This window comes from Desulfuromonas sp., assembly GCA_002869615.1.
In the GTDB taxonomy this organism is placed as follows: domain Bacteria; phylum Desulfobacterota; class Desulfuromonadia; order Desulfuromonadales; family UBA2294; genus BM707.
Genome location: PKUH01000095.1, coordinates 111,302 through 136,173, shown reverse-complemented (window position 1 = coordinate 136,173; position 24,872 = coordinate 111,302). Strand labels below are relative to the sequence as shown.

24 protein-coding genes and 1 pseudogene are annotated in these 24,872 nt (G+C 50.7%); all 25 read left to right on the top strand.

The features are described 5' to 3' along the window. On the top strand, nucleotides 1-306 hold a 306-nt coding region (locus C0623_10030), incomplete at its 5' end, for an HD family phosphohydrolase (GenBank protein ID PLX99392.1). Further along, complete coding sequence (gene ybeY, locus C0623_10025) at nucleotides 209-664, top strand: rRNA maturation RNase YbeY (protein ID PLX99391.1); 456 nt, start codon at nucleotides 209-211, stop codon at nucleotides 662-664. The genes C0623_10030 and ybeY, both read left to right, overlap by 98 nt. Before the next feature lie 9 nt (nucleotides 665-673). After that, nucleotides 674-1,372, top strand: a complete 699-nt coding sequence (locus tag C0623_10020) for a diacylglycerol kinase (protein ID PLX99390.1) — start codon at nucleotides 674-676, stop codon at nucleotides 1,370-1,372. Between the two features lie 41 nt (nucleotides 1,373-1,413). Beyond that, nucleotides 1,414-2,232, top strand: coding sequence for an HlyC/CorC family transporter (locus C0623_10015; protein ID PLX99404.1), 819 nt, complete (start codon nucleotides 1,414-1,416; stop codon nucleotides 2,230-2,232). Nucleotides 2,233-2,235: 3 nt separating this feature from the next. Continuing rightward, entirely contained in the window at nucleotides 2,236-3,747 is a 1,512-nt protein-coding gene (gene lnt / locus C0623_10010; protein PLX99403.1) for an apolipoprotein N-acyltransferase, read from the top strand. 152 nt (nucleotides 3,748-3,899) lie between these two features. Beyond that, the gene (locus C0623_10005; GenBank protein ID PLX99389.1) at nucleotides 3,900-4,931 is read left to right on the top strand and encodes a peptide chain release factor 2; all 1,032 of its coding nucleotides are present in this window, start codon (nucleotides 3,900-3,902) and stop codon (nucleotides 4,929-4,931) included. 3 nt (nucleotides 4,932-4,934) lie between these two features. Continuing rightward, nucleotides 4,935-6,386 carry a hypothetical protein gene (locus tag C0623_10000; GenBank protein ID PLX99388.1) on the top strand — a complete coding sequence of 484 codons (1,452 nt, stop codon included), beginning with the start codon at nucleotides 4,935-4,937 and terminating at the stop codon, nucleotides 6,384-6,386. Between the two features lie 47 nt (nucleotides 6,387-6,433). After that, the gene (gene lysS / locus C0623_09995) at nucleotides 6,434-7,915 is read left to right on the top strand and encodes a lysine--tRNA ligase (protein ID PLX99387.1); all 1,482 of its coding nucleotides are present in this window, start codon (nucleotides 6,434-6,436) and stop codon (nucleotides 7,913-7,915) included. 18 nt (nucleotides 7,916-7,933) lie between these two features. After that, nucleotides 7,934-9,187 (top strand): annotated as a pseudogene (locus C0623_09990) (lipoprotein-releasing system transmembrane subunit, LolC/LolE family). An 8-nt stretch (nucleotides 9,188-9,195) separates the two neighbouring features. Beyond that, nucleotides 9,196-9,864, top strand: coding sequence for a lipoprotein-releasing system ATP-binding protein LolD (locus C0623_09985; GenBank protein PLX99386.1), 669 nt, complete (start codon nucleotides 9,196-9,198; stop codon nucleotides 9,862-9,864). A 25-nt stretch (nucleotides 9,865-9,889) separates the two neighbouring features. After that, nucleotides 9,890-12,187: an outer membrane protein assembly factor BamA gene (gene bamA, locus C0623_09980; GenBank protein ID PLX99402.1), complete on the top strand. Its 2,298-nt coding sequence runs from the start codon at nucleotides 9,890-9,892 to the stop codon at nucleotides 12,185-12,187. Next, a complete protein-coding gene (locus C0623_09975; GenBank protein ID PLX99385.1) occupies nucleotides 12,141-12,734 on the top strand; it encodes a hypothetical protein in 594 nt (197 codons plus the stop codon). Before bamA ends, C0623_09975 begins: the two co-directional genes overlap by 47 nt. Nucleotides 12,735-12,738: 4 nt before the next feature. Next, nucleotides 12,739-13,794, top strand: coding sequence for a UDP-3-O-(3-hydroxymyristoyl)glucosamine N-acyltransferase (lpxD, locus tag C0623_09970; protein PLX99384.1), 1,056 nt, complete (start codon nucleotides 12,739-12,741; stop codon nucleotides 13,792-13,794). Nucleotides 13,795-13,800: 6 nt separating this feature from the next. Further along, nucleotides 13,801-14,247: a 3-hydroxyacyl-[acyl-carrier-protein] dehydratase FabZ gene (gene fabZ / locus C0623_09965; GenBank protein ID PLX99383.1), complete on the top strand. Its 447-nt coding sequence runs from the start codon at nucleotides 13,801-13,803 to the stop codon at nucleotides 14,245-14,247. After that, nucleotides 14,247-15,017, top strand: coding sequence for an acyl-[acyl-carrier-protein]--UDP-N-acetylglucosamine O-acyltransferase (locus C0623_09960; GenBank protein ID PLX99382.1), 771 nt, complete (start codon nucleotides 14,247-14,249; stop codon nucleotides 15,015-15,017). The genes fabZ and C0623_09960 overlap by 1 nt, the downstream gene beginning before the upstream one ends. An 18-nt stretch (nucleotides 15,018-15,035) precedes the next feature. Further along, a complete protein-coding gene (locus C0623_09955; protein PLX99381.1) occupies nucleotides 15,036-16,202 on the top strand; it encodes a lipid-A-disaccharide synthase in 1,167 nt (388 codons plus the stop codon). A 25-nt stretch (nucleotides 16,203-16,227) separates the two neighbouring features. Next, nucleotides 16,228-17,940, top strand: coding sequence for an ABC transporter permease (locus C0623_09950; protein PLX99401.1), 1,713 nt, complete (start codon nucleotides 16,228-16,230; stop codon nucleotides 17,938-17,940). Next, entirely contained in the window at nucleotides 17,930-18,622 is a 693-nt protein-coding gene (locus tag C0623_09945; GenBank protein PLX99380.1) for a hypothetical protein, read from the top strand. Before C0623_09950 ends, C0623_09945 begins: the two co-directional genes overlap by 11 nt. Beyond that, the gene (locus C0623_09940) at nucleotides 18,570-19,901 is read left to right on the top strand and encodes a 3-deoxy-D-manno-octulosonic acid transferase (protein ID PLX99379.1); all 1,332 of its coding nucleotides are present in this window, start codon (nucleotides 18,570-18,572) and stop codon (nucleotides 19,899-19,901) included. The genes C0623_09945 and C0623_09940 overlap by 53 nt, the downstream gene beginning before the upstream one ends. Beyond that, nucleotides 19,898-21,145, top strand: coding sequence for a tetraacyldisaccharide 4'-kinase (lpxK, locus tag C0623_09935; protein PLX99378.1), 1,248 nt, complete (start codon nucleotides 19,898-19,900; stop codon nucleotides 21,143-21,145). Before C0623_09940 ends, lpxK begins: the two co-directional genes overlap by 4 nt. 6 nt (nucleotides 21,146-21,151) lie before the next feature. Continuing rightward, nucleotides 21,152-21,619, top strand: a complete 468-nt coding sequence (locus C0623_09930) for a hypothetical protein (protein PLX99377.1) — start codon at nucleotides 21,152-21,154, stop codon at nucleotides 21,617-21,619. Continuing rightward, nucleotides 21,620-21,946 carry a hypothetical protein gene (locus C0623_09925; GenBank protein PLX99376.1) on the top strand — a complete coding sequence of 109 codons (327 nt, stop codon included), beginning with the start codon at nucleotides 21,620-21,622 and terminating at the stop codon, nucleotides 21,944-21,946. A gap of 27 nt (nucleotides 21,947-21,973) precedes the next feature. Next, nucleotides 21,974-22,774, top strand: a complete 801-nt coding sequence (locus C0623_09920; GenBank protein PLX99375.1) for a glycosyl transferase — start codon at nucleotides 21,974-21,976, stop codon at nucleotides 22,772-22,774. A gap of 17 nt (nucleotides 22,775-22,791) precedes the next feature. After that, nucleotides 22,792-23,805 (top strand): CDP-glycerol--glycerophosphate glycerophosphotransferase, encoded by a 1,014-nt coding sequence (locus C0623_09915; GenBank protein ID PLX99400.1) that lies wholly within the window; start codon nucleotides 22,792-22,794, stop codon nucleotides 23,803-23,805. Between the two features lie 46 nt (nucleotides 23,806-23,851). Continuing rightward, complete coding sequence (locus tag C0623_09910; GenBank protein ID PLX99374.1) at nucleotides 23,852-24,727, top strand: glycosyltransferase; 876 nt, start codon at nucleotides 23,852-23,854, stop codon at nucleotides 24,725-24,727. Nucleotides 24,728-24,872: the final 145 nt, after the last annotated feature.

Sequence of the window (24,872 nt, the reverse complement as noted above, 5' to 3'; positions counted from 1 at the left end):
GAATGCGAATTGACCCTCAAGGATGTCAATAAAATTGCCATCAGTTTCGAAAAAATCCTGGCCGGTATCTTCCATCACCGTGTTGACTATCCTGAACCGGTCTACAAAGAGAACCTGAAGGCGAAGGAAAAAGGCCAGGAGAAGAAAGTCGGCAAGGAAAAAAAGAACGGCAACGGCAAGAAATCAGCCGCTGATAAAAAGCAGAGTGATGATACGGATCGAGAACAGGCAAAAAAAGCACCCGATAGCGGTCGAAAACCTGGAAAAGGTAGCTCATCGGATATTGACCGATCTGGGCTGTCCTGAATCGGAACTTTCGGTTCTTGTCGTAGATGACGATGAGATCCGGGCGATTAACAGGGACTATCTCAATCGGGACAAACCGACTAACGTTATTTCTTTTGCCATGCAGGAAGGTGAGGGGAGCGAACTGCATCCTGAACTTCTCGGGGATGTTGTTATCTCGGCTGATACCGCAGCTCGTGACGCGGCCGAAGCCGATAGCCCGTTTGTCAGCGAACTCTACTTTCTGCTTCTGCACGGGATCTTGCACCTGCTCGGATACGACCATGAACGGGGGACCGCGCAGCAGGCGCTGATCATGGAAGAGAAGGAGCGCGAGATTTATGCAGTTGTCGAACGTGAATTTATCTTGCAAACCTGACAAACTGTCATGAAACCGAAAAACTGGCTTGAAAGTCTCAACTGTGCGATTGAAGGGATCCTCTGGGCCGCCAAGAACGAGCGTCACCTGCGCTTGCATTTCTTTGTTGCCGTCGCTGTTTTGCTGGCAGCTCTGCTGCTCGGACTGTCGGCTCTTGACTTTATTCTGCTCACCTTTGCCATCACTCTCGTCCTGTTTGCCGAACTTGTCAATACCGCGATTGAAGTTGTGATTGATCTGGTTTCTCCGGAATATCACCCCCTGGCACGCCAGGCCAAAGACCTGGCCGCCGGAGCGGTTCTGGTCGCCAGTATTGGCGCAGTTGTTATGGGATTTTTCGCATTTTCCCACTACTTTTTTCCCGTTATCGAGACGGAACTGGGTCGTACTGAACAGATTGTGCCAATTGTCTCGGTCGTCTCCCTGATCATTGTTGTCATCGTTGTCGTCTTGCTGAAAGCCGGCTTCGGCCGGGGAGTGCCGCTTCATGGCGGAATGCCGAGCGGCCATGCTGCCGTTTCGTTCTCGATTGCGACATCGGTTTTGCTGTCGCATTCCGGAATTGTGTTGGTCAGCCTGGTTTTTCTTGTCGCTTTTCTTGTCAGCCATAGCAGGTTATTATTAGGCATTCATACCTATGGAGAGGTCATTGCCGGATCCGTACTCGGGTTCGTTGTAACCTATTTCATTTATCTGGTTTTTAATTAGGAGGTCGCTTGGACGGTGACGATCAGAATCAGCAGAATAACATGATATATAGTGTATTGAATCGTATCTGGCCCCGTCGGCAGCGGGTTTCTTCCGAAAAGGATCTTCAGGAGATTATTAACGAATCGGAGGAACAGGGCATCATCAATGAAGACGAAGGCGGGATGCTGCATTCGATTTTCGAATTCGGTGAGACAATTGTCCGGGAAATTATGGTGCCGAGAACCGAGATGGTCAGTTGTAGCAGTGAAGCGACCCTGGGGGATGTTCTCAAGACGATTAACGATTCGGGGCATTCGCGGTTACCGGTTTACGAAGGAACCAATGACAAGATTCTCGGGTTTATCTACGCCAAGGATCTGTTGCGCCATTGGGGCGAGGATCCGGATTCGACCGAGCTGGGAAAGGTAATGCGCCCGCCATACTTTATTCCCGAATCGAAGAAGATTGAATCACTTCTTCAGGATTTCCGAACCAAAAGGGTTCATATCGCCATTGTTGTTGATGAATATGGTGGTACCTCCGGCCTGGTAACAATTGAGGACCTTCTCGAGGAAATCGTCGGCGAAATTCAGGATGAATACGATGTTGAAGAAAGCCAGCTGATTGTCGAAAAGGATGGTTCTCTTCTGGTTGATGGCAGTATGGATCTGGATGATCTTGAAGAGTATTACGATATTGAGATTGAACGGGACAAGTTTGATACGGTCGGTGGTTATGTGATGCATCTGTTCAATAAGGTTCCTGAAGATGGTGACAGTGTTGATGATGGCGCACTGCATCTGTCTGTTGTCGAGTCAGATGGCCGAAAAATCCACAAGGTTCGCATTATCCGCCAGCAGCCGGATGAAGAAAGCTGATTGATGACCCGCAGTTTCTGGCTCGACATCTTTCTTTCGGCGTTCTCCGGCGCACTTCTCGCGGCCGCATTTCCGTTTCCGGATATTTCGTTGCTGGCCTGGTTCGGCCTGGTTCCTCTCTTGCTGGTGCTTCAACGCCGGCCATTTTTATGCGGTTACGCAGCCGGGATCACTTTTTTCGGCATTACCCTGTACTGGCTCAATATTGTGATGGTGACCTATGGTCGTCTCCATCCTTTTCTGTCCCTGATTGCCTACTTGATTCTGGTTGCCTACCTCGCTCTTTTTTTCGGTTTGTCGACCTGGTTGGCCGGTCGAATCCGGCAGCGGCTCGATTACCCCTATGCTCTCACCTTGCCGGTCATCTGGGTCGCTTTCGAGCTTTTGCGAAGTACTTTTTTGACCGGTTTCCCCTGGGTTCTGCTCGGATACTCACAACATGACGATTTGCGATTGATTCAATCAGCAGACCTTGTCGGGGTATATGGTCTCAGTGGCCTTCTGATTCTCGGTAACGCAGTTGTCGCCTCGATGATTCAATGGCTTGCTGATCGTCGGAAGCGTTTTCGGCAGGGGCGATACATCCTGCTGTTTATCCTCCTTCTTACGGCGACTATGTTATACGGTGAGTTCCGTTTAAACTCAACGGCGGTCACAGGACAATCCCACCGGGTATCGGTGATTCAGGGGAATATCGACCAAAGTATCAAATGGTCGCCCGACCTCCAGAGCGTTACGGTTGAAAAATATCTCCGTCTTTCACAGGAGGCGATCGTCGGTGGATCGAAGCTCGTTGTCTGGCCGGAAAGTGCGACCCCCTTTTATTTGCAGGATCGTACAAAACTGCAACAGCGGGTTCTCGATTTCCCCGGAGCGACCAAGGTCCATCTACTCACCGGAAGCCCGGCCTATGAAAGGGTCGATGCCGACCGCTACCGTTTTTACAACAGTGCCTTCATGATCTCACCCGAAAGCCAAATTACCGGTCGCAGCGATAAAGTCCACCTGGTACCATTCGGTGAATATGTACCGTTTGGTGAATTTATGCCGTTCATTGATAAACTGGTTCACGGTATCGGCGATTTTTCTGCTGGCAAGATAGAAACCCTCGATTTTGCCGGCCAGGAAATTGGCGTTCTTGTCTGTTACGAAGCTATTTTTCCGGAATTGGCCCGATCCTATTGCCGGGCCGGAAGCAAGCTGCTTGTCAATATTACCAATGATGCCTGGTTCGGAACCTCTTCGGCGCCTTACCAGCACCTGGCGATGGCCCGTTTCCGGGCGGTCGAAAATCGGCGCTGGCTGGTCCGTTCTGCCAATACCGGGATTTCTGCATTTATTGCTCCGGACGGATCGGTCAAATCCCAATCCGGACTGTTCCGTGATGCAACCCTGACCGAGCCTGTTCAGTTCCTCTCCGGAACAACTTTCTATGGTCGATTCGGTGATGTTTTTCCTCTCCTTTTCACTATGATCAGCATGGTCTGGTTTTGGCAAAGCAGACTACGTAGATGAGCGGTTTCAGACTGGCGAAAGATACCTTGCCCTGAAGCATTCAACCCGTTATAATCCCTCATTCAAATTTCCGCATGGAGTCTGGTAAATGTTTCGGGACGAGAATTCACATCTGGAGAATCTGAAGGAAAAGCTGGTCGAGCTGAGGAGGTATCTTTGACGTCGACGAGAAACGAGAACGAGTTTCCGAGCTCGACGCCGAGATTGCCCGTCCCGAATTCTGGGACCAGGGAGATAAGGCTCAGGAGGTTCTGAAGGAAAGAACCCGGCTTCAGAAGATTGTCGAAGACTGGAGCAATGCCCAGCAGGAACTTGATGACCTGATGGTTCTTGCTGAACTTGGCGAAGAGGGCGAAGATAAAGAGACTCTCTCCGAAATCCAGGCGCTCCTGCCCGACCTTGACAAGAAGATCGATCAGATGGAGTTCGCCCGCATGCTCTCCGGCGAACATGACAGCTTTGACGCTATCTTCAGCATCAATGCCGGCGCCGGCGGCACCGAGGCTCAGGATTGGGCCGATATGCTCTTCCGGATGTATCTCAGGTTCTGCGAAAAGCGCGGCTTCAAGACAGAAATCACCGACTATCAACCGGGGGATGAAGCCGGTTTGAAAAGTGCGACCTTTACCGTTGAGGGAGATTACGCTTACGGCTGGCTAAGGGCCGAGATGGGGATTCATCGCCTGGTACGGATTTCTCCGTTTGACTCGAATGCCAAACGACATACCTCTTTCGCCTCTGTTTTCGTTTTCCCCGAATTGCCGGATGATATTGACGTCGAGATCAATGAAAAGGACCTCAAGGTCGATACCTATCGGGCCAGTGGCGCCGGCGGGCAGCATGTCAACAAAACCGACTCGGCGATCCGGATTACCCATCTGCCGACCAATACTGTGGTTTCCTGCCAGAGCCAGCGCAGCCAGCACAAAAACAGGTCGGCCGCGATGAAGGAGCTGAAATCCCGGCTGTACGAGATGGAACTGCGGAAAAAAGAGGAAGAGGCCGAAGTGCTGGCCGGCGAGAAAAAAGAGATCGGCTGGGGCAGCCAGATCCGCTCTTATGTTCTTCATCCCTACAGGATGGTCAAGGATCACCGGACCGGGCATGAAGTTGGCAACACCGACGCCGTTCTTGACGGTGATCTTGACGGTTTTATTGAGGCTTACCTGCTGAGCAGGTCGTGATGGATGAATTGGGAAACAATGTCAATTAACATACCAAGTTTGTGCAGATGTCTGCTGGTTCTTTTTGTGCTGTCCCTGCTTTTTGCCTGTGGTGGCGCCGAAGACGGCGATTTGCTTGCTCCTGCGATCACTTTTAAAGGAAGTCCGGGAACGACAACAAATGATCCTAATGCGACGGTGACATTGACCGGTGAATATTTTGACCGGGATGAAGATGGACTGCTGGTGCCGGGTGGCCAGGTTACGATTTCGGCTACGGCATTCACTGCGACGACTGTCAGTGATCCGGTCTATCCCGGTGGCAACACTGGAGATTGGAGTGTCTCTGTTTCAAACCTGGTTGAAGGTGTCAATTCAATCGCGATCGAGGCCGCCGATTCGGTCGGTAATACGAACATTCTCACCATATTTGTGATTCTTGATATTACGGGACCTGCGGTGTCGTTTGACCAATACCGAACCCCGACATTAACCACTTCACAGGTTCTTGCCGGCACAGTTGGTGAGCTTGGGGCGAAAGTTCAATTCTGCATAGAAGACGGTGTTAATATCTGTAATCCCCTTGATTCAACTGATTGGACATTTGTCGATGATGTGAATGCCAATGTCTGGTTTGTTGATTATGATTTTTTGGCTGATAACACGTATAACGTTTTTGTTAGAGGTTGCGATCAGACAAAACCATTGGACACCGATAATTGCGGGAACTACACCGACGAAGCAGCGTATGCGACTGCAGAGATTATTGTTGACACAGTTGCCGATCCATTGACGGCGCCGCAACTGGCGATTACGACGGCGACTCCTCCTTCGAACCCTATACCGGGGTTTTTCGGAGTTGTGCCTTATTTCTACCCGACACCTGATGACACTCTTCCAGTTGTCACGATTGATGGAACGCGCGAAACTGATTATGTCGTGAGTTCAAGTGTTACCTCGGGTTCGGTTACGCTGCAGACTCCTGCAACATCGTCTGACTGGACGGCCGTTTTTTCAGGCTTTGCTTCCGGTGTTCATAGGGCGACCGTATCGATTGACAATGTTGACGGCACCGATCCGGCAGTTGCAAACGTTTTGATTGTTCGTGACCTGACTCCGGCAAGCATAGTGAGCACAACGCCTGCCAACGGTGAAACGGTTTCAGCCGCTGCCACCACTGCAGTGCGCGTAGTTTTCAGTGAATCAATGGATCCCGGTAACGGCAATATCGATGTATCAAATATCTCTTTTGTGGACAGCACGGGCAACGTTGTTGTCCCATCAAGTGTCGCTGTTGTCGATGCCAATGATAGAGAATACGAATTCCAGATTGATACGACTAATGATCCGTTACAGGCAGGTGAGACCTATAAAGCAACATTGTCCGGAGATGGTGTCGGCGGGGCACATCCTGTAGCTGACCTGTTCGGCAACGTATTTGCCGCAGATTATAACTGGACTTTTTTCACAAACTGAATTGAATGCATTTTTAATATTATGCTCACTACAAGGGAAACGGCTTAATGGACGAACAGAACGAACTTTTGCAGCAACGCCGGGCCAAGCTCGACGAACTGCGCGAGCAGGGGAATAACCCGTTTGCCAACGACTTCAGGACGACCCACGTCACGGCTGATGTTCATGCGGCGCATGCCGAGCATGGCAAGGAAGCGCTCGAATCAACCGAGACTGAATACACCGTGGCTGGCCGGATCATGGCGATGCGTGATTTCGGCAAGGCAGCTTTTGTCCAACTTCAGGATCGCTCCGGGCGCCTGCAGATATATATTGCAAAACAGCAAGTTGGCGATGATCACTTCGAGCAGTTTCGCAAGTTTGATGTCGGTGATATTATCGGCGTTTCCGGCCAACCGTTCCGGACCAAGACAGATGAATTGTCTTTGCGCGCATCATCCGTCCGGATCCTGACCAAGTCACTGCAACCACTACCGGAAAAATGGCATGGTCTGACCGATGTCGAAACCCGCTACCGGCAGCGTTATGTCGATCTGATCGTCAACCCGGATGTTCGCGAGGTCTTTCGCAAGCGCTCCGCGATCATTCGCCTGATCCGTGAGTATATGCAGGAGAATGACTTCCTCGAAGTCGAGACCCCGATGATGCAGCAGATCGCCGGCGGCGCCACCGCCAAGCCGTTCGTCACTCATCACAACACCCTGAAGATGGACCTGTTCCTGCGGATCGCACCGGAGCTTTATCTCAAGCGTCTGGTCGTCGGCGGTTTTGACCGGGTCTTCGAGATCAACCGCAACTTTCGCAACGAGGGGATCTCGATCCAGCATAATCCGGAATTTACGATGATGGAGTTCTATCAGGCTTATGCGACCTACGAAGACCTGATGGACTTTACCGAGCGATTGATCTGTCATGTCGCCGAACAGGTCGTCGGCGCACTCAAATTCCCCTATGGCGGTAAGGACGTTGATCTTTCGGCGCCCTGGGAGCGGCTGACTGTCCGTGAAGCGATTGTCAAATACAGTGACCTTGAGATGGCGGATCTGGACGATCGGCCGAAACTGCTCGACTTTGCTAACGAGAAGGGTCTCGAACTCGACAAGAGCATTGGCCACGGCAAGCTCCTGACCGAAATTTTCGATGAAGTTGCCGAACCGCAACTCTGGAACCCGGTCTTTATCACCGAGTACCCGACCGACGTGTCGCCGCTGTCGCGCCGCAACGATGAAAATCCGGAGGTGGTTGATCGCTTCGAACTCTTTATCGTCGGCCGCGAGTTGGCCAATGCCTTCTCCGAGCTTAATGATCCGATTGACCAGAAAGGTCGGTTTGAGGATCAACTGAAAGAGAAGGAAGCGGGTGATGACGAAGCCCACGCCATGGACGAGGATTATATCCGCGCCCTGGAATACGGTCTGCCACCGACCGCCGGCGAGGGGATCGGCATTGATCGACTGGTCATGCTGCTGACCGATTCGGCATCGATCCGGGACGTCATTCTCTTTCCGCAGTTGCGGAAACAGGTTTAAGGTGCCCGGTATCCTGTCATGAATTTCGAATGGTTCGTCAGCATGCGCTACCTGCGCGCCAAGAGGAAACAGACCTTTATTTCGGTTATATCCTTTATTTCGATCGGCGGAGTGACCCTCGGGGTTGCCTCGTTGATTCTGGTTCTGGCGATCATGACCGGTTTCCACGACGGTGTCCGCAAGCAGATCCTCGGCAATGTGTCGCATATTCTGATTCAGAAGCATGGCGGCGGCATTGACTCCTACCAGGAGGTCATCGATCAGGTCAGGAATGCATCTCCGGAGGTTACCAGGGTTACGCCGTTTGTCTCCAGGCATGCGATGCTGTTGTCGCACAACAACGTGGCAGCGGTCAGTGTGAAAGGGGTGGAACAGGGACACCGGATATTTTCTGACAGGATGATGACCCTGGCCGATATGCCGGTTGGTCAGCTGGTTTTTGCGACTGATCGGAAGCTTCCGGGGGTTGTCATCAGCGGCGATTCGGCATCAACCCTGGGCGTAACGCTGGGTGACAAGATCAATATCATCCCGCCGATGTTTACGATTACGCCATTCGGCATGATCCCGAAGATGAAGCCGTTCGAGGTCGTCGGGATATTTAATCAGCATGGTGGTTTTTTCGATACCTTTTTTGCCTATATCTCGATGAGCGAAGCGCAGCGGTTTTTTGACTTTGAAAACAAGGTTTCCGGGCTTGAACTCGAAGTCGCTTCCTTTGAACAGGCCAAATAGGTCGCTTCAACCTTGCGCGATGAACTTGGTTATCCATTGTCGGTCCGATCCTGGGAGGATATGTTCGGTTCCTTTCTGTCGGCCCTGCGTCTCGAAAAGCTCGGCCTGTTCATTGTTCTTGGCATCATTGTGCTGGTCGCGGCCTTCAATATCGCAACGACCCTGATCATGGTCGTCATGGAGAAAACCCGTGACATTGCGGTGTTGCGATCGATGGGGGCAAACGCGGTCAGCGTGATGCGCATTTTCGTTCTGGAAGGTCTTGTCATCGGAACGCTCGGAACAGCGCTCGGAACTCTGCTCGGGCTGCTTCTGGCTGTTAATGCCGATCCGATTATCAAGTGGATTGAAAGCCTGTTCGGAATCCGGATCTTTGATCAGGCGGTTTATGGTATGGAACAGTTCCCGTCGGTCGTTCTGGCCAGCGATGTTATTGCGATTGCAGCCATGGCCATGATTATTTCGCTCCTGGCGACGATTTATCCGGCCTGGCATGCGGCCCGGATGGATCCGGCCGAGGCGTTGCGTTATGAATAGGTGTTGTTATGGTCAGGGTTGAAGAAGTGAATAAAAGTTACGGTATCGGCAATAAGCAGGTTGATGTTCTCCATGATATAAACCTGACCGTTGCGGCCGGAGAAAAAGTCGCTGTTGTCGGTGCCTCCGGTGCCGGCAAGACGACCCTGATGCATATACTCGGTGCCCTTGATCGGCCGACCACAGGGAAGGTTTCAGTCGAAGGTCAGGATGTTTTCTCCCTGAACGGCGACGATCTCGACCGGTTTCGGAACCGTACGGTCGGTTTCGTGTTCCAGTTCAATCAGCTGTTGCCTGAATTTACGGCTCTTGAAAACGTTCTGATGCCTGGCCTGATCGCCCGGATGGAAGAAAATGAAATTCGCTCCCGGGCGACTGAACTGCTAGATGAAGTCGGTCTGGCGCATCGTCTGACCCATAAACCGGGCCAGTTGTCGGGTGGCGAACAACAACGGGTTGCCATTGCCCGCGCCCTGGTGATGGAACCGAAGCTGCTGCTCGCAGATGAACCGACCGGGAATCTCGACAGCCGGACCTCGGAAGGGATCTACTGGGTGTTTCAGAAACTTTATGAAAAGCGTCAGCTGACAATGGTTGTTGTGACGCACAGTGAACAGCTGGCAAGCCGGATGGACCGGATTGTAACCATGGAAGATGGCCGTTTTGCCTGCAATTAAATCAAGAATGAACCGGACTGCCCTTATGTTGTTACGTCTTTTTACATTGACTCTCCTGCTTGTTGTTCTGTCGGTCCTGCCGGTTGCCGCAAATACCGTTACCTTTGACCGGATTGTCATTGAAGGTAATCAGCGGCTTGATGAAAACCCGATCCTTGCGGTCCTTTCCGTCAAGCCGGGTACCGCCGTTTCTCGTGATGCGATTGATCGCGACCTGAAGGAAATCTTCAAACTTGGCAAATTTGATGACGTTGCCGCAGAACTTTTGACATTGGAAGGTGAGTCGGTGCTGGTTTTCAGGGTCGTCGAGCGGCCGCTTGTTCGCCGGGTCAAATTCACCGGCAACGAAGCGATTAACCGAAGCAAGCTGAGCCCACTGGTAACAGTCAAGACCCCGGATATCTACAATCCGAAAGTCGCTGCTCAATCGGTCCGTGAGCTTGAAGCCGCTTATATCGAAAAAGGCTACCATGCCGCCAAAATCAAACCGGTCCTTGACGTCAATAAAAAGAATGAGGCGACGCTGACCTTCGAGATCGAAGAAGTTCCGAAAGTTCTGATAGATCGGATCCGTTTTGAAGGGAACAGTGTCTTCTCGGACCGCAAACTGCGCAAGTCGATCCAGACCAAAGAGCGGACTTTCATGTCGTGGTTGACTGATACCGGTGCCTATAACGAAGAACTGCTGCAGACCGATCTTGAAATTATCAAGGATATGTACTTCAACGAAGGATACATCGAGGTCAAGGTCAAGCAACCTTATGTCAGCCTGGTCGAGGATGATAAATATCTCGACATCTTCATCCAGATTATCGAAGGAGAAAAGTTCTCCGTCGGTGATGTCAGTCTTGCCGGCGACCTGATTACCGATGAAAGTGAGCTGCTGGAACTCTCAAAACTGCAAAAAGGGGATACCTTCTCCCGCGAAAAATTACGCGACAGTATGCTCGCCCTCAACAATTATTACACTGATCGTGGTTATGCCTATGTCAATGTGGCGCCGATGACCAGTTCCGTACCCGGGCAGAACAGCATCAACATCAAATATCGGATCGAGAAAGGGGTCGAGGTAGCGATTGGGCGCATTAATATTCGCGGTAATACCAAGACGATTGACAAGGTTGTCAGGCGTGAAGTCGTGCTCAGCGAAGGCGACATTTACAGTTCGCGAGAGCTTGATGAAAGCCGTCGCCGGATCAATAACCTCGGATATTTCGAGGAGATCAATCTTAACACCAGCAAGGGTGATGACGACAGCGTCATGAATATCGATATTGATCTGCGTGAAAAACCGACAGGTACATTCAGCATTGGTCTCGGCTACTCTTCGGTCGACAAGTTGATCGCCCAGGGATCGGTCTCGCAGTCCAATTTTCTCGGCAGGGGATACAAGTTGAATTTGTCGGGTGCTTATGGCGGATCGAGTACGGTTTACCAGGTCGGGCTGGTCGATCCCTATTTTCTCGATATGAATCTGACTCTCGGCTTCGATCTCTACAAGACGGAGCGGGAATGGACCGAGTATAGCGAGAAAAAAACCGGCGGTGATATCAAGTTCGGTTTTCCGGTCGCCAGGAACATGCGGGCATTCTTTATCTACCGCTATGAAGAGAAAACCATTTATGATATTGATCCCCTGTCTTCCTCGTTGATCCAGGATCAGGCCGGAGACACAACCCTGTCATCGATTTTTGCTTCGATTTCGCGTGACACGACCGACTACAGTCTTGACCCGTCAATGGGATCGAAATCGGAGTTATCGGTTGAATATGCCGGCATCGGGGGCGACGAGAAGTTTTCCCGGGTGATTCTCGATCATCGTCATTTCTTTCCGTTGATATGGGATACCGTTTTCATGATCCATGGTCAGATCGGGCAGATGTTTGAAGTCGATGACCAGGATATTCCGCTGAGTGAGCGTTTCTATCTCGGCGGAATTCGGACAATCCGTGGCTTCAAGAGTCGCAAGGTTGGGCCGCGAGTGCGCCGCGTGTCGACGGTCGTCGATCCGGTGAGTGGAGAGGTCCTCTCGGCGAATCAGGAGTATGAGTATATCGGTGGTGAAAAAGAAGCTTATTTTAACCTGGAGTACATTTTCCCTCTGGCCAAGGATGCCGGATTGAAAGGCCTTTTCTTTTTTGATACCGGAAATGCATGGTTGCAAGATGAGAATTTTTTTGAAAGTATGCGTTACAGTGTTGGCGGTGGAATCCGCTGGCTGAGTCCGCTCGGACCGCTCCGTCTCGAATGGGGACGGAACCTCGATCCGCTGCAGGATGAAAAAGATACGGAACTCGAATTTTCTATCGGACGATTCTTCTGATAGCAGAATAAAAATGAACAGGAGGTTTTACCCAATGAAGAAAGTTGTAGTGTTTGTTCTGGTTATGATTGCTTTGACCGTAGCGCCGGCAATCGCCGACGCCACCGAAATTGCTTTTGTCGACTTGCAGAAAGCTCTGAATCTTTCCCAGGCCGGGAAAGATGCGAAGTCGCGCATCACTGACAAGGTCAAGGAGTTTGAAGGGAAAATTGAAAAGCAGCAGACTGAGCTGAAGGCTCTGAAAGATGAGCTAGAAAAGCAGGCGGCCCTCCTTTCGGCCGAAGCCCGGGCTGGCAAGGAGCGTGACTACCAGCAGAAGCTCAAGGATTTCCAGCGCTTCACCAAGGATCGCCAGGAAGAGTTGCAGCAGCTTGACGCCCAGTATACCAACCAGATTGTTGAAAACCTGCTTGAGCTGGCGAAGTCGATCGCTGAAAAAGAGGGATACGACCTTCTCCTTGAACGTGGCAGCGGCGGCGTCATTTATGGTGCCGAATCGATCGATCTGACCGACAAGCTGATTGCGGCATCGGATAGTGCCAAGTAATTAGATGTTGAAGAAAGACTATAAAAAAGCAACATTGGCCGAGTTGGCCGAGCTGGTTGGCGGGACGGCTGTTGGTGATGGCGCCCTGATATTGAATCGGGTCGCACCGATCAACCTGGCCGCTCAAGGGGACATTACCTTTGTCGCCAATCCCAAATATATTGCAGCTCTCGAATCGACCGATGCATCGGCCGTGATCGTCAACCCTGATTTAGGTTATGACGGTTCGCTTGCCCGAATCGAAGTGGCCTCACCCTATCTCGCCTTCGCCAAGGTATTGACCTATATGGCGGTTGAACCGAGGGTCTGTCAGGGGATAGCGGAAGCTGCTCATGTTTCCGGGTCAGCTGTCATCGCCGAGGAAGTCACCATTTCCCCGGGGTGTTACGTTGGTGAGAAGGTATCGATCGGCAAGGGGAGTTTTCTTGCCCCGGGAGTTGTGCTCGGCGCCGGAGTGACCATCGGTGAGGATTGTCTCCTTCATCCCGGGGTTGTTATCCGCGAGGAATGCCGGATCGGCAACCGGGTTATTCTGCAGCCGAATGCTGTTATCGGCTCGGACGGATTCGGTTTCGCTCCGGACGGGGAGAAGTATTACAAGATTCCGCAGGTCGGTATTGTCGTATTGGAAGATGACGTGGAAATCGGTTCCTGCAGCTGCGTTGATCGCGCCGCTCTCGGCGAGACCCTGATCAGGCAGGGAACGAAAATTGATAATGGTGTTCAGGTTGGCCATAATGTCGAGATCGGCGAAAATTCAATTCTGGTTGCCCATGTTGCAATAGCCGGCAGTACCGTCATCGGCAAACATTGCACGTTTGGTGGCCAGTCCGGAGCGATCGGGCATGTCAAGGTCGGGGACAATGTTACAGTCGTCGCCCGCGGATCGGTTTCGACCGACGTTGAAGGGGGCCAGTACATTGCCGGATTTCCGACGATGGAGCACAAGGATTGGCTCAAGGCGAGTACTTCATTTGCCAGGTTACCGGAGATGCGCAGAGAGCTCAGCCGTCTGAGGAAGAAAATCGAAGAGTTGGAAAACAGGATTGAAAGGGATTGATGAGCCATGGTTTACGGGATTAAAGAGATCATGGAGATGCTGCCGCATCGTTATCCATTTTTGCTGGTTGACAGTATCGCCGAGGTTGTTGAAGGTAAAAAAATTGTCGGGATAAAGAATGTAACGATCAATGAGCCTTTTTTTCAGGGACACTTTCCCGGACATCCGGTGATGCCGGGTGTGCTGATTGTCGAAGCAATGGCCCAGGTCGGAGGGATTCTGGGCCAATTGAGTCATGATCATGGCGAAGATCCGATTACTTATTTTGTCGGTATCGACAAGGCGCGGTTCCGCAAGCCGGTCGTTCCGGGGGATATCCTGCGCATGGAGGTCGAGGTTGTTAATTTCCGGCGCGGGATTTACACCTTCACCGGCAAGTCGTTTGTCGGTTCTACCCTGGTTGCCGAAGCTGAATTGAAGGCGACATTTGTCGATCGCGGGGAGAAGAAATAATGATACATCAAACGGCAATTGTTCATCCGAACGCAACGATTGGCGACAATGTCACGATCGGTCCCTATGCCGTTGTCGGTGAGAACGTCCGAATCGGCGATGGCACAACCATTGGCCCACATACAGTGGTTGACGGCTGGACCGATATCGGCAAGGATAATTACATCGGTCAGGCAGCTTCAATCGGAGCGATTCCGCAGGATTTAAAGTTCCGGGGTGAGCAATCGTCTCTGACGATCGGAGATCGTAACTCGATTCGTGAATTTGTAACAATGCACCGCGGGACTGAAGACGGCGGCGGTGAAACGATTGTCGGCAGCGATAATCTGTTCATGGTCTATGCACATGTTGCGCACGACTGCCGGGTCGGTGATCATATCGTCATGGCGAACTGCGCAACCCTTGCCGGCCACGTTGAAGTCGGTGATTATGCCATTCTCGGCGGATTGTCCGGTTATCATCAGTTTGTCAAGATCGGGGCGCATTGCATGGTCAGTGGCGGTGCAATCGTCGTTCAGGATCTGCCGCCATACATCAATGCCCAGGGTGACCGGGCCCGGCCGTCCGGGATCAATTCGATCGGGTTGGCCCGTCGAGGTTTTTCAAAAGAAGCGGTCCGGGCGATCAAGAATGCCTACAAGATCCTGTACCGCTCCGATCTGAAGCTTGAACAGGCACTCGAAAAAATAGATGCTGAACAGGGCTCATTTGATGAAGTCAAGGTTTTTACCGATTTTATCAGGGGGAGCGATAGAGGCATCGCCCGTTAACAGCCGGACAAGAGTTTTATGGAAGAACATCTGAAGCAGCGCCGTATCCTGATCATTTCCGGAGAAGCCTCCGGAGATCTGCATGGGGCGAACCTGATTCGCGCAGCCCGGGAGGTTGATCCCGGGCTATCGTTTTTTGGTGTCGGGGGACGTAAAATGCAGGAAGCCGGTTGCGACATCCTGGTGCCGATGGAAGAAATCTCGGTTTTCGGAGTGTTTGAGGTTTTCGGCAAACTCAGGGCTATCCGGAAAGTGCTTAAACGGATCCGGCATATCATCGCAAACGAGAAACCGGATGTTGTCCTGCTGATTGACTTTCCCGGATTCAATATGCGTGTTGCCAGGGCTGCTCACAGCGCCGGTGTTCCGGTTCTTTATTATATCGCCCCCAAGGTCTGGGCCTGGAAAGAGGGCCGGGCCAAAAAAATCGGGGAAACCGTCGACCGGTTAGCGGTTATCTTCCCGTTTGAGCCGCCGTACTATGCCGGCATGTCGGTCAAAGTCGATTATGTCGGCAATCCCCTTCTCGATGAGTTCAGCTATACGACCGACACCGATTCATTCTGCAGGCAGCATGGTATCGACCGGGCCGGCAAGGTGATAGGTCTGTTCCCGGGCAGCCGTAACAGTGAAGTCAGGTATAATTTCGATGACATTCTGGCAACTGCACGTTTACTGAAGGAACGGTACGCAGGCTGTCAGTTCCTGCTGCCGCTCGCCAGTTCGCTGCCTGAAGATGATATCCGTGCCCGGGTTGCGGCATCCGGACTTCCGATTCACGTCCTCAATGAAAATATCTATGACATTGCAAACGCCTGCGATGTTGTCCTTGCGGTTTCGGGCACCGTCACCCTGCAAATAGCTTTGACCGGTACACCGCTGCTCGTGATCAACCGGGTTCATCCACTGACATACGCCATCGGCAAGCGGGTCGTCAAGATCCCGCATGTTTCCCTGGTTAATATCATTGCCGGTCGCGAAGTCGTTAAGGAATATCTCCAGGACGAAGTCGTTCCGGAACACCTGTACAAGGAAATTTTGCAAATTCTGGAAAATACTGATTATAATCAAAGACTTTGTGACGGCTTGCGCGAAGTCAGGGAATTGATGGGTGATGCTGGATGTTCCGGGAAGGTTGCCCGGATTGCTTCGGAGATGAGTCAGGGTAAACAGGAAAGCAGGTAATTTGGACTGGCAAACTTATAAAAAAATGCTGACGTACGTCAGGCCTTACAGGTTTCGACTGGTACTCTCGATCATTGCTTCGATTGGGATTGCCGCATCGAATGCGGCAACTGCCAAACTTGTTGAACCGTTTATCGACTGGATTGTTGTTCAGGGACGCACCGATTTGTTGAGTCTTGTGCCAGTTGTCGTCATCGGACTCTCGGCTTTCAAGGGGTTAACTCGATATGTTCAGGAGTATTTTATCCGAACGACCGGCCAATTGGTGATGCTCGATTTGCGCAATGAACTCTTCGGCCATACAATGTCTTTGTCAATGCGCTATTTCACAAAGGTTCCTTCCGGTACAGTGATGTCGCGGATTATGAGTGACATTGCCCTTATGCAGGCCTCCGTTGCAGAAGTTCTCGTCGGGTTTATGCGAGAATCTTTGTCGCTGATCGCATTGACGGCTTTAGCCTTTTATACCGACTGGAAAATGGCGTTGATCGCTTTTACGGTTTTGCCCTTGTCAGCCTGGCCGGCCGCCGTGATCGGTCGTCGCATCAAGAACTACTCAAAAAAAGGACAAGTAGTTTTGGGTGAGCTAACAACCGTTTTACAGCAGTCACTCTCTGGAATCAAGGTGGTCAAAGCGTTTGGTACTGAAGAAACCGAGATGGGAAAGTTCAAGGATGAAAATATCTCTTTTTATTCATTCTTTCGCAAGGTGATCAAGTACGGCGCCGCCACATCGCCGGTTATGGAAATCATGCTGGCGTTCGGTGCGGCCGGTGTTCTCTGGTACGGTCTCAACAGGGTTTTTTCCGGACACATGACTCAGGGCGAACTCTTTTCAATCCTGATCGCGGTGATGTATATGTACGGCCCGAGCAAAAGGCTTTCGCAACTCTATAATCGGGCCCAGCAGGCAATCGGAGCGGCTGAGAGGGTCTTCGAACTGAAGGGTGAACAGGCCGAGATTATTGATCATCCCGACGCGATTGAGCTATCTCGAGTTAAAGGCGAGGTTCAATTCGATCATGTCGATTTCAGTTATGGTGATGAAAATGTCCTGACTGATTTTTCTTTCTCGGCGGCGCCGGGTGAGGTTGTTGCCCTGGTCGGATCGAGCGGTGCCGGCAAAACGACAGTCGCAGGTCTGCTCAACCGTTTTTATGATGTCACGGGCGGTTCAGTACGGATTGATGACAATGATATTCGCGACGTCACTCTTGACAGTTTGCGAGCGAACCTGGCCCTGGTTGACCAGGAAACCTTTCTTTTTAACGAATCGATTCGCGGCAATATCTGCTACGGCAGCGTTGATGTCGACGATAAACAGTTGTCCGACGCCATCGACCAGGCCTTTGCCACGGAGTTCATTAAGCAATTGCCGGAAGGGCTGGAGACGGTTATCGGGGACCGGGGCGTTCGTTTGTCCGGCGGGCAGCGCCAGCGGATATGCATCGCCCGGGCCATTCTGCGCGACGCGCCGATACTGATACTTGATGAAGCGACCAGTGCGCTTGATACCGAGAGCGAGTCGATGGTGCAAAAAGCACTGCAGAATTTGATGCAGAACCGGACAACGCTGGTGATTGCCCATCGCCTGTCAACGATTATGCATGCCGACAAGATTCTCGTCCTCGATAAAGGGCGGATCGTCGAGCAGGGACGACATGAAGAGTTAATTGAACACGACGGACTTTATCAGCGACTCTACACCATGCAATTCCAGGGTGATAATGAAGAATAAAGAGTACAACAACTGGTTTCTGTTCACGTTGTTCCCATTTGTTATGGCGGCGGTGATCCGTTTTATTTATTTATGCTTAAGGGTTGACTATCTCGGTGTCGAGCATCCACGCAAGATATGGAAGCAGGATGATAATCTTATTATCGCGCTCTGGCATGAGCTTATTTTGTTGACCGGACCTGGTTACAGGGGCGCTGATCGTGCGTATAAAACCGATACCAGAATTCTTATCAGCCAGTCAAAGGATGGTGAATTGATCGCCCGGGTCATGTATTTTCTGGGTTTCGGTGCGGTCCGTGGATCCTCAAGCCGGGGCGGTAAGGGGGCATTGCGGGAAATGGTGCGGATTTCTCGCGAACCGGTTGATCTTGTGTTTACTCCGGACGGCCCCCGCGGGCCGCGCCAGGTTGCCAAGATGGGGGTCGCTCAACTCGGCAAGATGTCCGGAAGGGGAGTTGTACCGTTTTCGCTTGCCGTCAGTCGCGGGTTCCGTTTCTCGTCCTGGGACAGATTCCTCTTTCCTTATCCATTTGGCCGGGCGGTCTACTCGTTTGGTGAACCGCTTTATCATCAGCCGGATGAAGACCTTGAGCATTTCCTGAGTCGGATCGAGACCGCGATGCTTGAGAATGACAAGCGTGCTGCGGCCAAACTGGAGGAGTATGGTCTTTCGGCTGTATGACATAGTTCTCTTTTTAGCAGCATTTATCCTTGCACCTTACGGTTTGTTGAAAGGTCTCCGTTACGGCAACTTGTGGCGGGGTTTTGGCGAGCGTTTTGGGCTCTATAAGAGTGAAAGGCTTCAAAGCCTTCAGGGACGCAAGGTTATCTGGGTGCATGCGGTTTCGGTCGGAGAGACCCGGGCCAGCATTCCTCTGTTGCGCGAGCTGCGCAAACAGTTTCCCGATAGCGCAATTGTGCTCTCCAGTCTCACCTATACCGGGCGAATGACTGCCGATGAGATCGAAGAAGCTGATCTCTGTATTTTCCTTCCCTATGACCTCTCCTTTATCGTTCAACATGCCCTCAAGCAGATCAAGCCGGATGTCGTCCTGCTGGTCGAAACCGAAATCTGGCCGAATTTTATCCGCAAACTGTATGAATTAAATATCCCGGTCATGATGGTCAATGGGCGAATATCGGATAAATCGTTTCCCCGTTACTGGCTGATTCGGCCGCTCCTGCAGCCACTGTTGAAAATGTTCACCCGTTTCTGTATGCAGAGTCGACAGGATGAGCTGCGGATCATTCGGCTTGGGGCTGCCTCAAAGCAGGTCACGATCACCGGAAATCTAAAGTTTGACCTGCCGGCGCCCGATTTTTCCGTCGCTGAAGTCACGGAACATAAAAAGAAATACAGATTGCCGGACGGGGTGCCGGTCTGGGTCGCCGGCAGTACCCGGCAGGGTGAGGAGGAGTTGATTCTTGATGCCTACTCGACACTTCTTAATGCAGGGTTGAAACTTATCCTTGTCCTGGTCCCGCGGTATCCGGATCGGGCAAAGCCGATCTCTGAACTCATTGGTAAAAGGAATTTCTCCTGCCGTCTCCGTTCAGAAATCGATTCGTCTTCCAGTCAGCTGAAAACTGGCGAAATTCTGGTTGGTGACACCCTTGGCGAAATGCTTAAATTCTATTCCTGTGCTGATCTTGTTTTTGTCGGCGGCAGTCTGGTTCCAATCGGCGGGCACAATATATTAGAAGCAAGCCTGATGAATAAACCCGTCATATTCGGGCCTTATATGCAGAACTTTAAAGCTATCAGTAAGCTTCTCATTGCGACCGGTGGGGGCAGGCAGGTCGAAAAAGGGACCCTCGCTGAAACAGTTAAAGAGTTAATGGAGAACGATGACGAGCGTCGTGATATGGGGGCACTCGGCGGCAAACTGTTCGCCGAACATTCCGGGGCGACGGTCAGGACCGTTGAGCTGGTCGGGCAGATACTGGGGGGCCGGGTATGAATATCGAACGATGGCACCGGCGTCTGGTTGAAACTGGACCGTCTGCCTTACTCGAGTATCTTGCGTATATCCTGTTTTTCCCCTTGGCTGTAATATACGGATTCCTGACAAAAATAAGGGTCGCACTCTATCGCTCCGGCTGGTTGCGCTCTTATCGGTCGCCTGTCCCTGTGATCTCCATCGGCAATCTGGCGGTCGGCGGCACCGGCAAAACTCCGGTAACAGATCTTCTTGTCAAGTCCCTGCTCAAAAAGAAAAAGACTGTTGCGGTAGTCAGTCGGGGTTACGGTAGAAGTGGCCGGGCGCCACTGGTTGTCGTTTCCTCGGGAAAAGGGGCGCTTGTTTCGGCAACAGAGGGCGGCGATGAACCGGTCCTTCTGGCCCGGCGAAACCCGCAGGCGATCGTCATCGTCTCGGCTGACCGGCGGCGTGCCATCCGGCATGCCGTCTATGAATGTGGTGCCGATATTATCCTGCTTGATGACGGATTCCAGCACCTGAAGGTTCATCGCGATCTCGATATCGCCCTGCTCGATGCACGGAAACCCTTCACCAACGGCTTTCCGCTGCCGTTCGGGTTATTGCGAGAATTTCCCTCGGCAATTGATCGTGCCGATCTGGTTCTGCTGACGCGCAGCCGTGGCGACGAGGAATTTAGCTTCGGTGACAAGACGGTATTGAGGATCAACTACAAATTGTCTGACAAGGTAACGAACCTCGATGGCGAACAGCTTGAGTTGGAAAAACTTAAACACGGCCGAATCGGCGCCTTTGCCGGCATCGCCAACCCAGATTCATTTTTCCAGTCGTTGGAATCAAGCGGCGTTACACCGATCAAAACATTGGTTTTCAGTGACCATGCCGTGTATGGCACCTCGGAACTGACTCAGTTGCATGGTCTCGCTTCACGCTGCGATGCCCTGATCACTACGGAAAAAGACCTTGTCAAGTTGGGCAATGCCAAGTTACCGTGCGACTGCTGGTCTATTCCGCTCGAACTCGATGTTGTCGAGGGTCTGGAATCACTTGAATCTGTCATCGATGACACCATCATGTATCACAAGGAGAAACTGATGCTCGATCAATCCCTGCTCGATATTCTTGCATGCCCGAAGTGCAAGGGAGATGTCGAATACAGTGCAAAAGATGAAAAGATCAACTGTAACCAATGCAATTTATCTTACCCGATTCGTGACGGTATCCCGGTGATGCTGGTGGATGAAGCGTTCGAGATTAATGGATAATAAGTGATGCTGAAATCTCTTAGTTATTTAATTCAGACACAGGTTTTGAGAAAAAAAAGACTCAGGGCTTGTGCTCCCGACTTGAACTTGGCATTTAATATCGCTGCTTTTGATGTGGTCGGAAGGTCGATTTTCAAGAGGGGGATTTATGAACCGGAAATAACCAGGTGGTTTTTAAAGGGAGTCGAATTCAAGGAAAATGATGTTTTTATAGATATCGGTGCAAATATTGGCTGGTACTCGGTTCTCGTTGATAAATATCATCCTTCCTGTAAGAAAGTCTTTTCATTTGAACCAGATGATATGAACTACGATCTATTCTGCCAGAACATTCAGTTGAACAATTGTCGTAGGATAAAGGCTGAAAAATATGCTTTATCGAATGAGGAAGGGACGAAAAGGTTATATCGATACTCTAACCGTAACCTTGGTCGTCATTCCTTGTTGCCAATCAATGATGGAGACTCTATCTAAATCAGTACAGTTGTCCTTGATGATTACTGGAATAAAAATACTTCTCCCGAACTTTTTCCTCGTTTGATCAAGATCGACACGGAAGGTTATGAATTTCAAGTCCTGCAGGGAGCCAAAGCGCTTTTAGGGGTGTGCCCATTGATCATGGCTGAATTTTCTCCGCATTTCATGAGGCAGGCCGGGGTCTCTCCGGATGAGTTCCTCGACTTTATGTATGATTATGAATACGAACCACACCTTTTTTCAAGCAATGGCCTGACTGTGACTGATCGGGGATATCTGGATCAAGTTCAAAAAAATGAAAACGTTCTTTGGGCCAAAAAATAACCATCATTCTATATTGGATGGAAATGAATGAATAACTCTTCTGTTCGACAGACATTATCGGTAACTATTATCACCAAGAACGAAGAGGACCGTCTTCCAGTCTGCCTCGATTCGGTCAAAGATCTGGCCGATGAAATAATCGTCCTTGATAGTGGTAGCGACGATCGGACCGTAGAGATTGCCAGACAATATACCGAACAGGTATTTGTCACTGATTGGCCTGGCTATGGCAAACAGAAGCAGCGAGCTCTGGAAAAGGCCAGTTGCGACTGGGTTCTGGCTATTGATGCAGATGAAGCATTGACCCCCGAACTTCAAGATGAAATTCAAGACATGTTGGCGCGGGATGTTCAGGAAGTCGCTTATTTTCTGCCCTGGGCGGTGACTATTTTTGGGAAGCGCCTCGATTATGGGCGTAGTGCTCGAGCCCCTTTGCGGTTGTTTAAACGTGAAGGTGCAAGGTTTACCGATGCAATGGTTCATGAAACAGTCATAACCGCTCCAGGGAAAGCCGGAAAAATGAAGGGGCGTTTACTTCATTTTACACATCGGGATTTCGGCCAGACATTGTACAAGAATGCCCACTATGCCTGGCTTGGTGCACAACAACGATACCAAAAAGGAAAAAAGGGCGGGTTGGTTGGTGCAACGGTCAGGGGCATTTTGGTTTTTATCCAAATTTACATCCTGAGGGGAGGCTTTCTCGATGGCCGCGTCGGCTTCATTATGGCCGTTATGTATAGCCAGGGAGCATTTAACAAGTATGCTGGTTTGTGGACATTGTATCGCATGGAAAAGCTTCGAGGAAACGGGAAGATGTTGAAATGAGCCACAAGCGATACCTGATGTATGTCTCGGAACTCTATGCTCTCGGGATACTCCGGCCGATGCAGAAGGCGGCCCGGGCGCGCGGCGCCGAGGTCGCCTGGTTTTTCGAGAAGGATGGGGCGGAACACCTCACCGAAAACGAGCGGTTGCTGTCGTCGGTCGAGGAGGTACTTGCCTACAAACCGGATGCCGTTTTCGTTCCCGGCAACTGGGTGCCGCACTTCTTTCCCGGGATCAAGGTCCAGGTCAACCACGGCTTTATTGCCAACAAGTTCTCCGATAGCAAGGGGCACTTCCGGATCCGCGGTTTCTTCGATCTCTATGTGACCCAGGGAGCCGATACGACCGGTCCGTTCAACGAACTGGCGAAAAAACACGGCTACTTCGAAGTGGTCGAGACCGGCTGGCCGAAAATGGACCCGATGTATTGGCAAAGGGATGATATCCCGCAGTACGACCGGCCGGTGGTGATGCTCGGATCGACCTTCACGCCGCGCATGAGCTGCGCCATGCCGCTGCTCGAGACCATCACCCGGTTGTCGAAAACCGGCAAGTGGCAATGGCTGATCAACCTGCATCCGAAGATGGCCCCGGAAGTAGTGGCTTCCTACAAGGCGATCCAGGGGGAATATCTCGATTTTCCCGATACCGACGATATCGTCCCGCTGCTGCGTGCTGCCGATGTCATGGTCTGCGACACCTCGTCGATCCTGTCCGAGTTTATGCTACAGCAGAAGCCTGTCGTAACCTTCAGGAACCAGGCGCCAGGGCCGCACATGATCGATATTGACGACCCGGAAAAGCTCGAGGCATCGATTGAATACGCATTGACTCAACCGCCGGAGATCATGGAGGAAATCAGGAAGTATACGGACCTTATCCATCCTTACCATGACGGCAGGTCGAGCGAACGGGTGCTCGATGCGGCCGATGGTCTGATCGAGCGCGGGCTGGGACATCTGAAGAAGAAACCGCTCAACCTGCTGCGGAAGTACAAGGTCTGCAAGCGATTAGGCTATTTTAGCCTTTAGTTGTTTTTAGTATAAAAATTTTTATGAACATCTGAGGGGAGTCTTAATGCAACAACCTAAAATATCGATCATTACACCATCTTATAATCAGGCCGATTATCTTGAGGAAACGATTCTGTCTGTTTTGAGTCAAGGATATGAAAACCTGGAATATATTATTATTGATGGAGGCAGTACAGACGGTTCCGTCGATATTATAAAAAAATATGAGGATCAGTTGCATTACTGGGTGAGTGAAAAAGATAAAGGTCATGGCGATGCGCTGAATAAGGGGTTTGCGCAATCGTCTGGTGAAATCATGGCGTGGATTAACAGTGACGATAAATATACACCATGGTCTTTTAGTGCTGTTGTTGAAATTTTCAATCAATTTGAGCATGTCGAGTGGATAATGTGTATACCCACTTCTTGGAATAAAAAAGGGGCGATGACGCACACTTTTGATGTTCATAAAAATATATATGATTACCTTTTAGGGAATTATAATTGGATTCAGCAAGAATCGGTTTTCTGGAAACGGTCTTTGTGGGAAAAAACAGGGGGATTCGTTAATCAGTCTTATAAATTAATGGTAGATGGCGAACTCTGGAGCCGTTTCTTTCTACATGCTGATTTATATTCTGTTGGCTGTGTCTTAGGTGGTTATAGAAAACATAACTCCAATAGAGCAATACTAAACAAAGAATTGACTATAAGTGAAATGATGCGTGCAATTAGTGATATGAGGAAATCGTGTAATCGGAGCGTTAGGCGAAACTATACTCTTCTGAAAATATTATATTTAATCAATAAACACTTGTTTTTTAGAAGTCGATCTATGTCAAAGAAAATGGGTAGAATTAATAGGGCTACCATGTATAAACATATTTTATGGAACGAAGATGAGTGGGAAGAAAAACTGTTACCGTTTAATCTTCGTTGATTTGACGGTAATTTAGCTCAGACGCTCAGAAGTGACTTTGTTTCAATTGTATTAGGGAATAGAGTATAAATTGTCAATTATTACAACTGTATTAATAACGGTTTGAGTATTGGATGATCGTCAAGAGGGTAATCAGGTCAAAATG

Excerpts from the sequence above, each read along its gene's own strand:
- ybeY (PLX99391.1), top strand. The coding sequence starts at position 209 with ATGATACGGATCGAGAACAGGCAAAAAAAGCACCCGATAGCGGTCGAA.
- C0623_10020 (PLX99390.1), top strand. The coding sequence starts at position 674 with ATGAAACCGAAAAACTGGCTTGAAAGTCTCAACTGTGCGATTGAAGGG.
- C0623_10015 (PLX99404.1), top strand. The coding sequence starts at position 1,414 with ATGATATATAGTGTATTGAATCGTATCTGGCCCCGTCGGCAGCGGGTT.
- lnt (PLX99403.1), top strand. The coding sequence starts at position 2,236 with ATGACCCGCAGTTTCTGGCTCGACATCTTTCTTTCGGCGTTCTCCGGC.
- C0623_10000 (PLX99388.1), top strand. The coding sequence starts at position 4,935 with ATGAATTGGGAAACAATGTCAATTAACATACCAAGTTTGTGCAGATGT.
- lysS (PLX99387.1), top strand. The coding sequence starts at position 6,434 with ATGGACGAACAGAACGAACTTTTGCAGCAACGCCGGGCCAAGCTCGAC.
- C0623_09985 (PLX99386.1), top strand. The coding sequence starts at position 9,196 with ATGGTCAGGGTTGAAGAAGTGAATAAAAGTTACGGTATCGGCAATAAG.
- bamA (PLX99402.1), top strand. The coding sequence starts at position 9,890 with ATGTTGTTACGTCTTTTTACATTGACTCTCCTGCTTGTTGTTCTGTCG.
- C0623_09975 (PLX99385.1), top strand. The coding sequence starts at position 12,141 with ATGAAAAAGATACGGAACTCGAATTTTCTATCGGACGATTCTTCTGAT.
- lpxD (PLX99384.1), top strand. The coding sequence starts at position 12,739 with ATGTTGAAGAAAGACTATAAAAAAGCAACATTGGCCGAGTTGGCCGAG.
- fabZ (PLX99383.1), top strand. The coding sequence starts at position 13,801 with ATGGTTTACGGGATTAAAGAGATCATGGAGATGCTGCCGCATCGTTAT.
- C0623_09960 (PLX99382.1), top strand. The coding sequence starts at position 14,247 with ATGATACATCAAACGGCAATTGTTCATCCGAACGCAACGATTGGCGAC.
- C0623_09955 (PLX99381.1), top strand. The coding sequence starts at position 15,036 with ATGGAAGAACATCTGAAGCAGCGCCGTATCCTGATCATTTCCGGAGAA.
- C0623_09950 (PLX99401.1), top strand. The coding sequence starts at position 16,228 with ATGCTGACGTACGTCAGGCCTTACAGGTTTCGACTGGTACTCTCGATC.
- C0623_09945 (PLX99380.1), top strand. The coding sequence starts at position 17,930 with ATGAAGAATAAAGAGTACAACAACTGGTTTCTGTTCACGTTGTTCCCA.
- C0623_09940 (PLX99379.1), top strand. The coding sequence starts at position 18,570 with ATGACAAGCGTGCTGCGGCCAAACTGGAGGAGTATGGTCTTTCGGCTG.
- lpxK (PLX99378.1), top strand. The coding sequence starts at position 19,898 with ATGAATATCGAACGATGGCACCGGCGTCTGGTTGAAACTGGACCGTCT.
- C0623_09930 (PLX99377.1), top strand. The coding sequence starts at position 21,152 with ATGCTGAAATCTCTTAGTTATTTAATTCAGACACAGGTTTTGAGAAAA.
- C0623_09920 (PLX99375.1), top strand. The coding sequence starts at position 21,974 with ATGAATAACTCTTCTGTTCGACAGACATTATCGGTAACTATTATCACC.
- C0623_09915 (PLX99400.1), top strand. The coding sequence starts at position 22,792 with ATGTATGTCTCGGAACTCTATGCTCTCGGGATACTCCGGCCGATGCAG.
- C0623_09910 (PLX99374.1), top strand. The coding sequence starts at position 23,852 with ATGCAACAACCTAAAATATCGATCATTACACCATCTTATAATCAGGCC.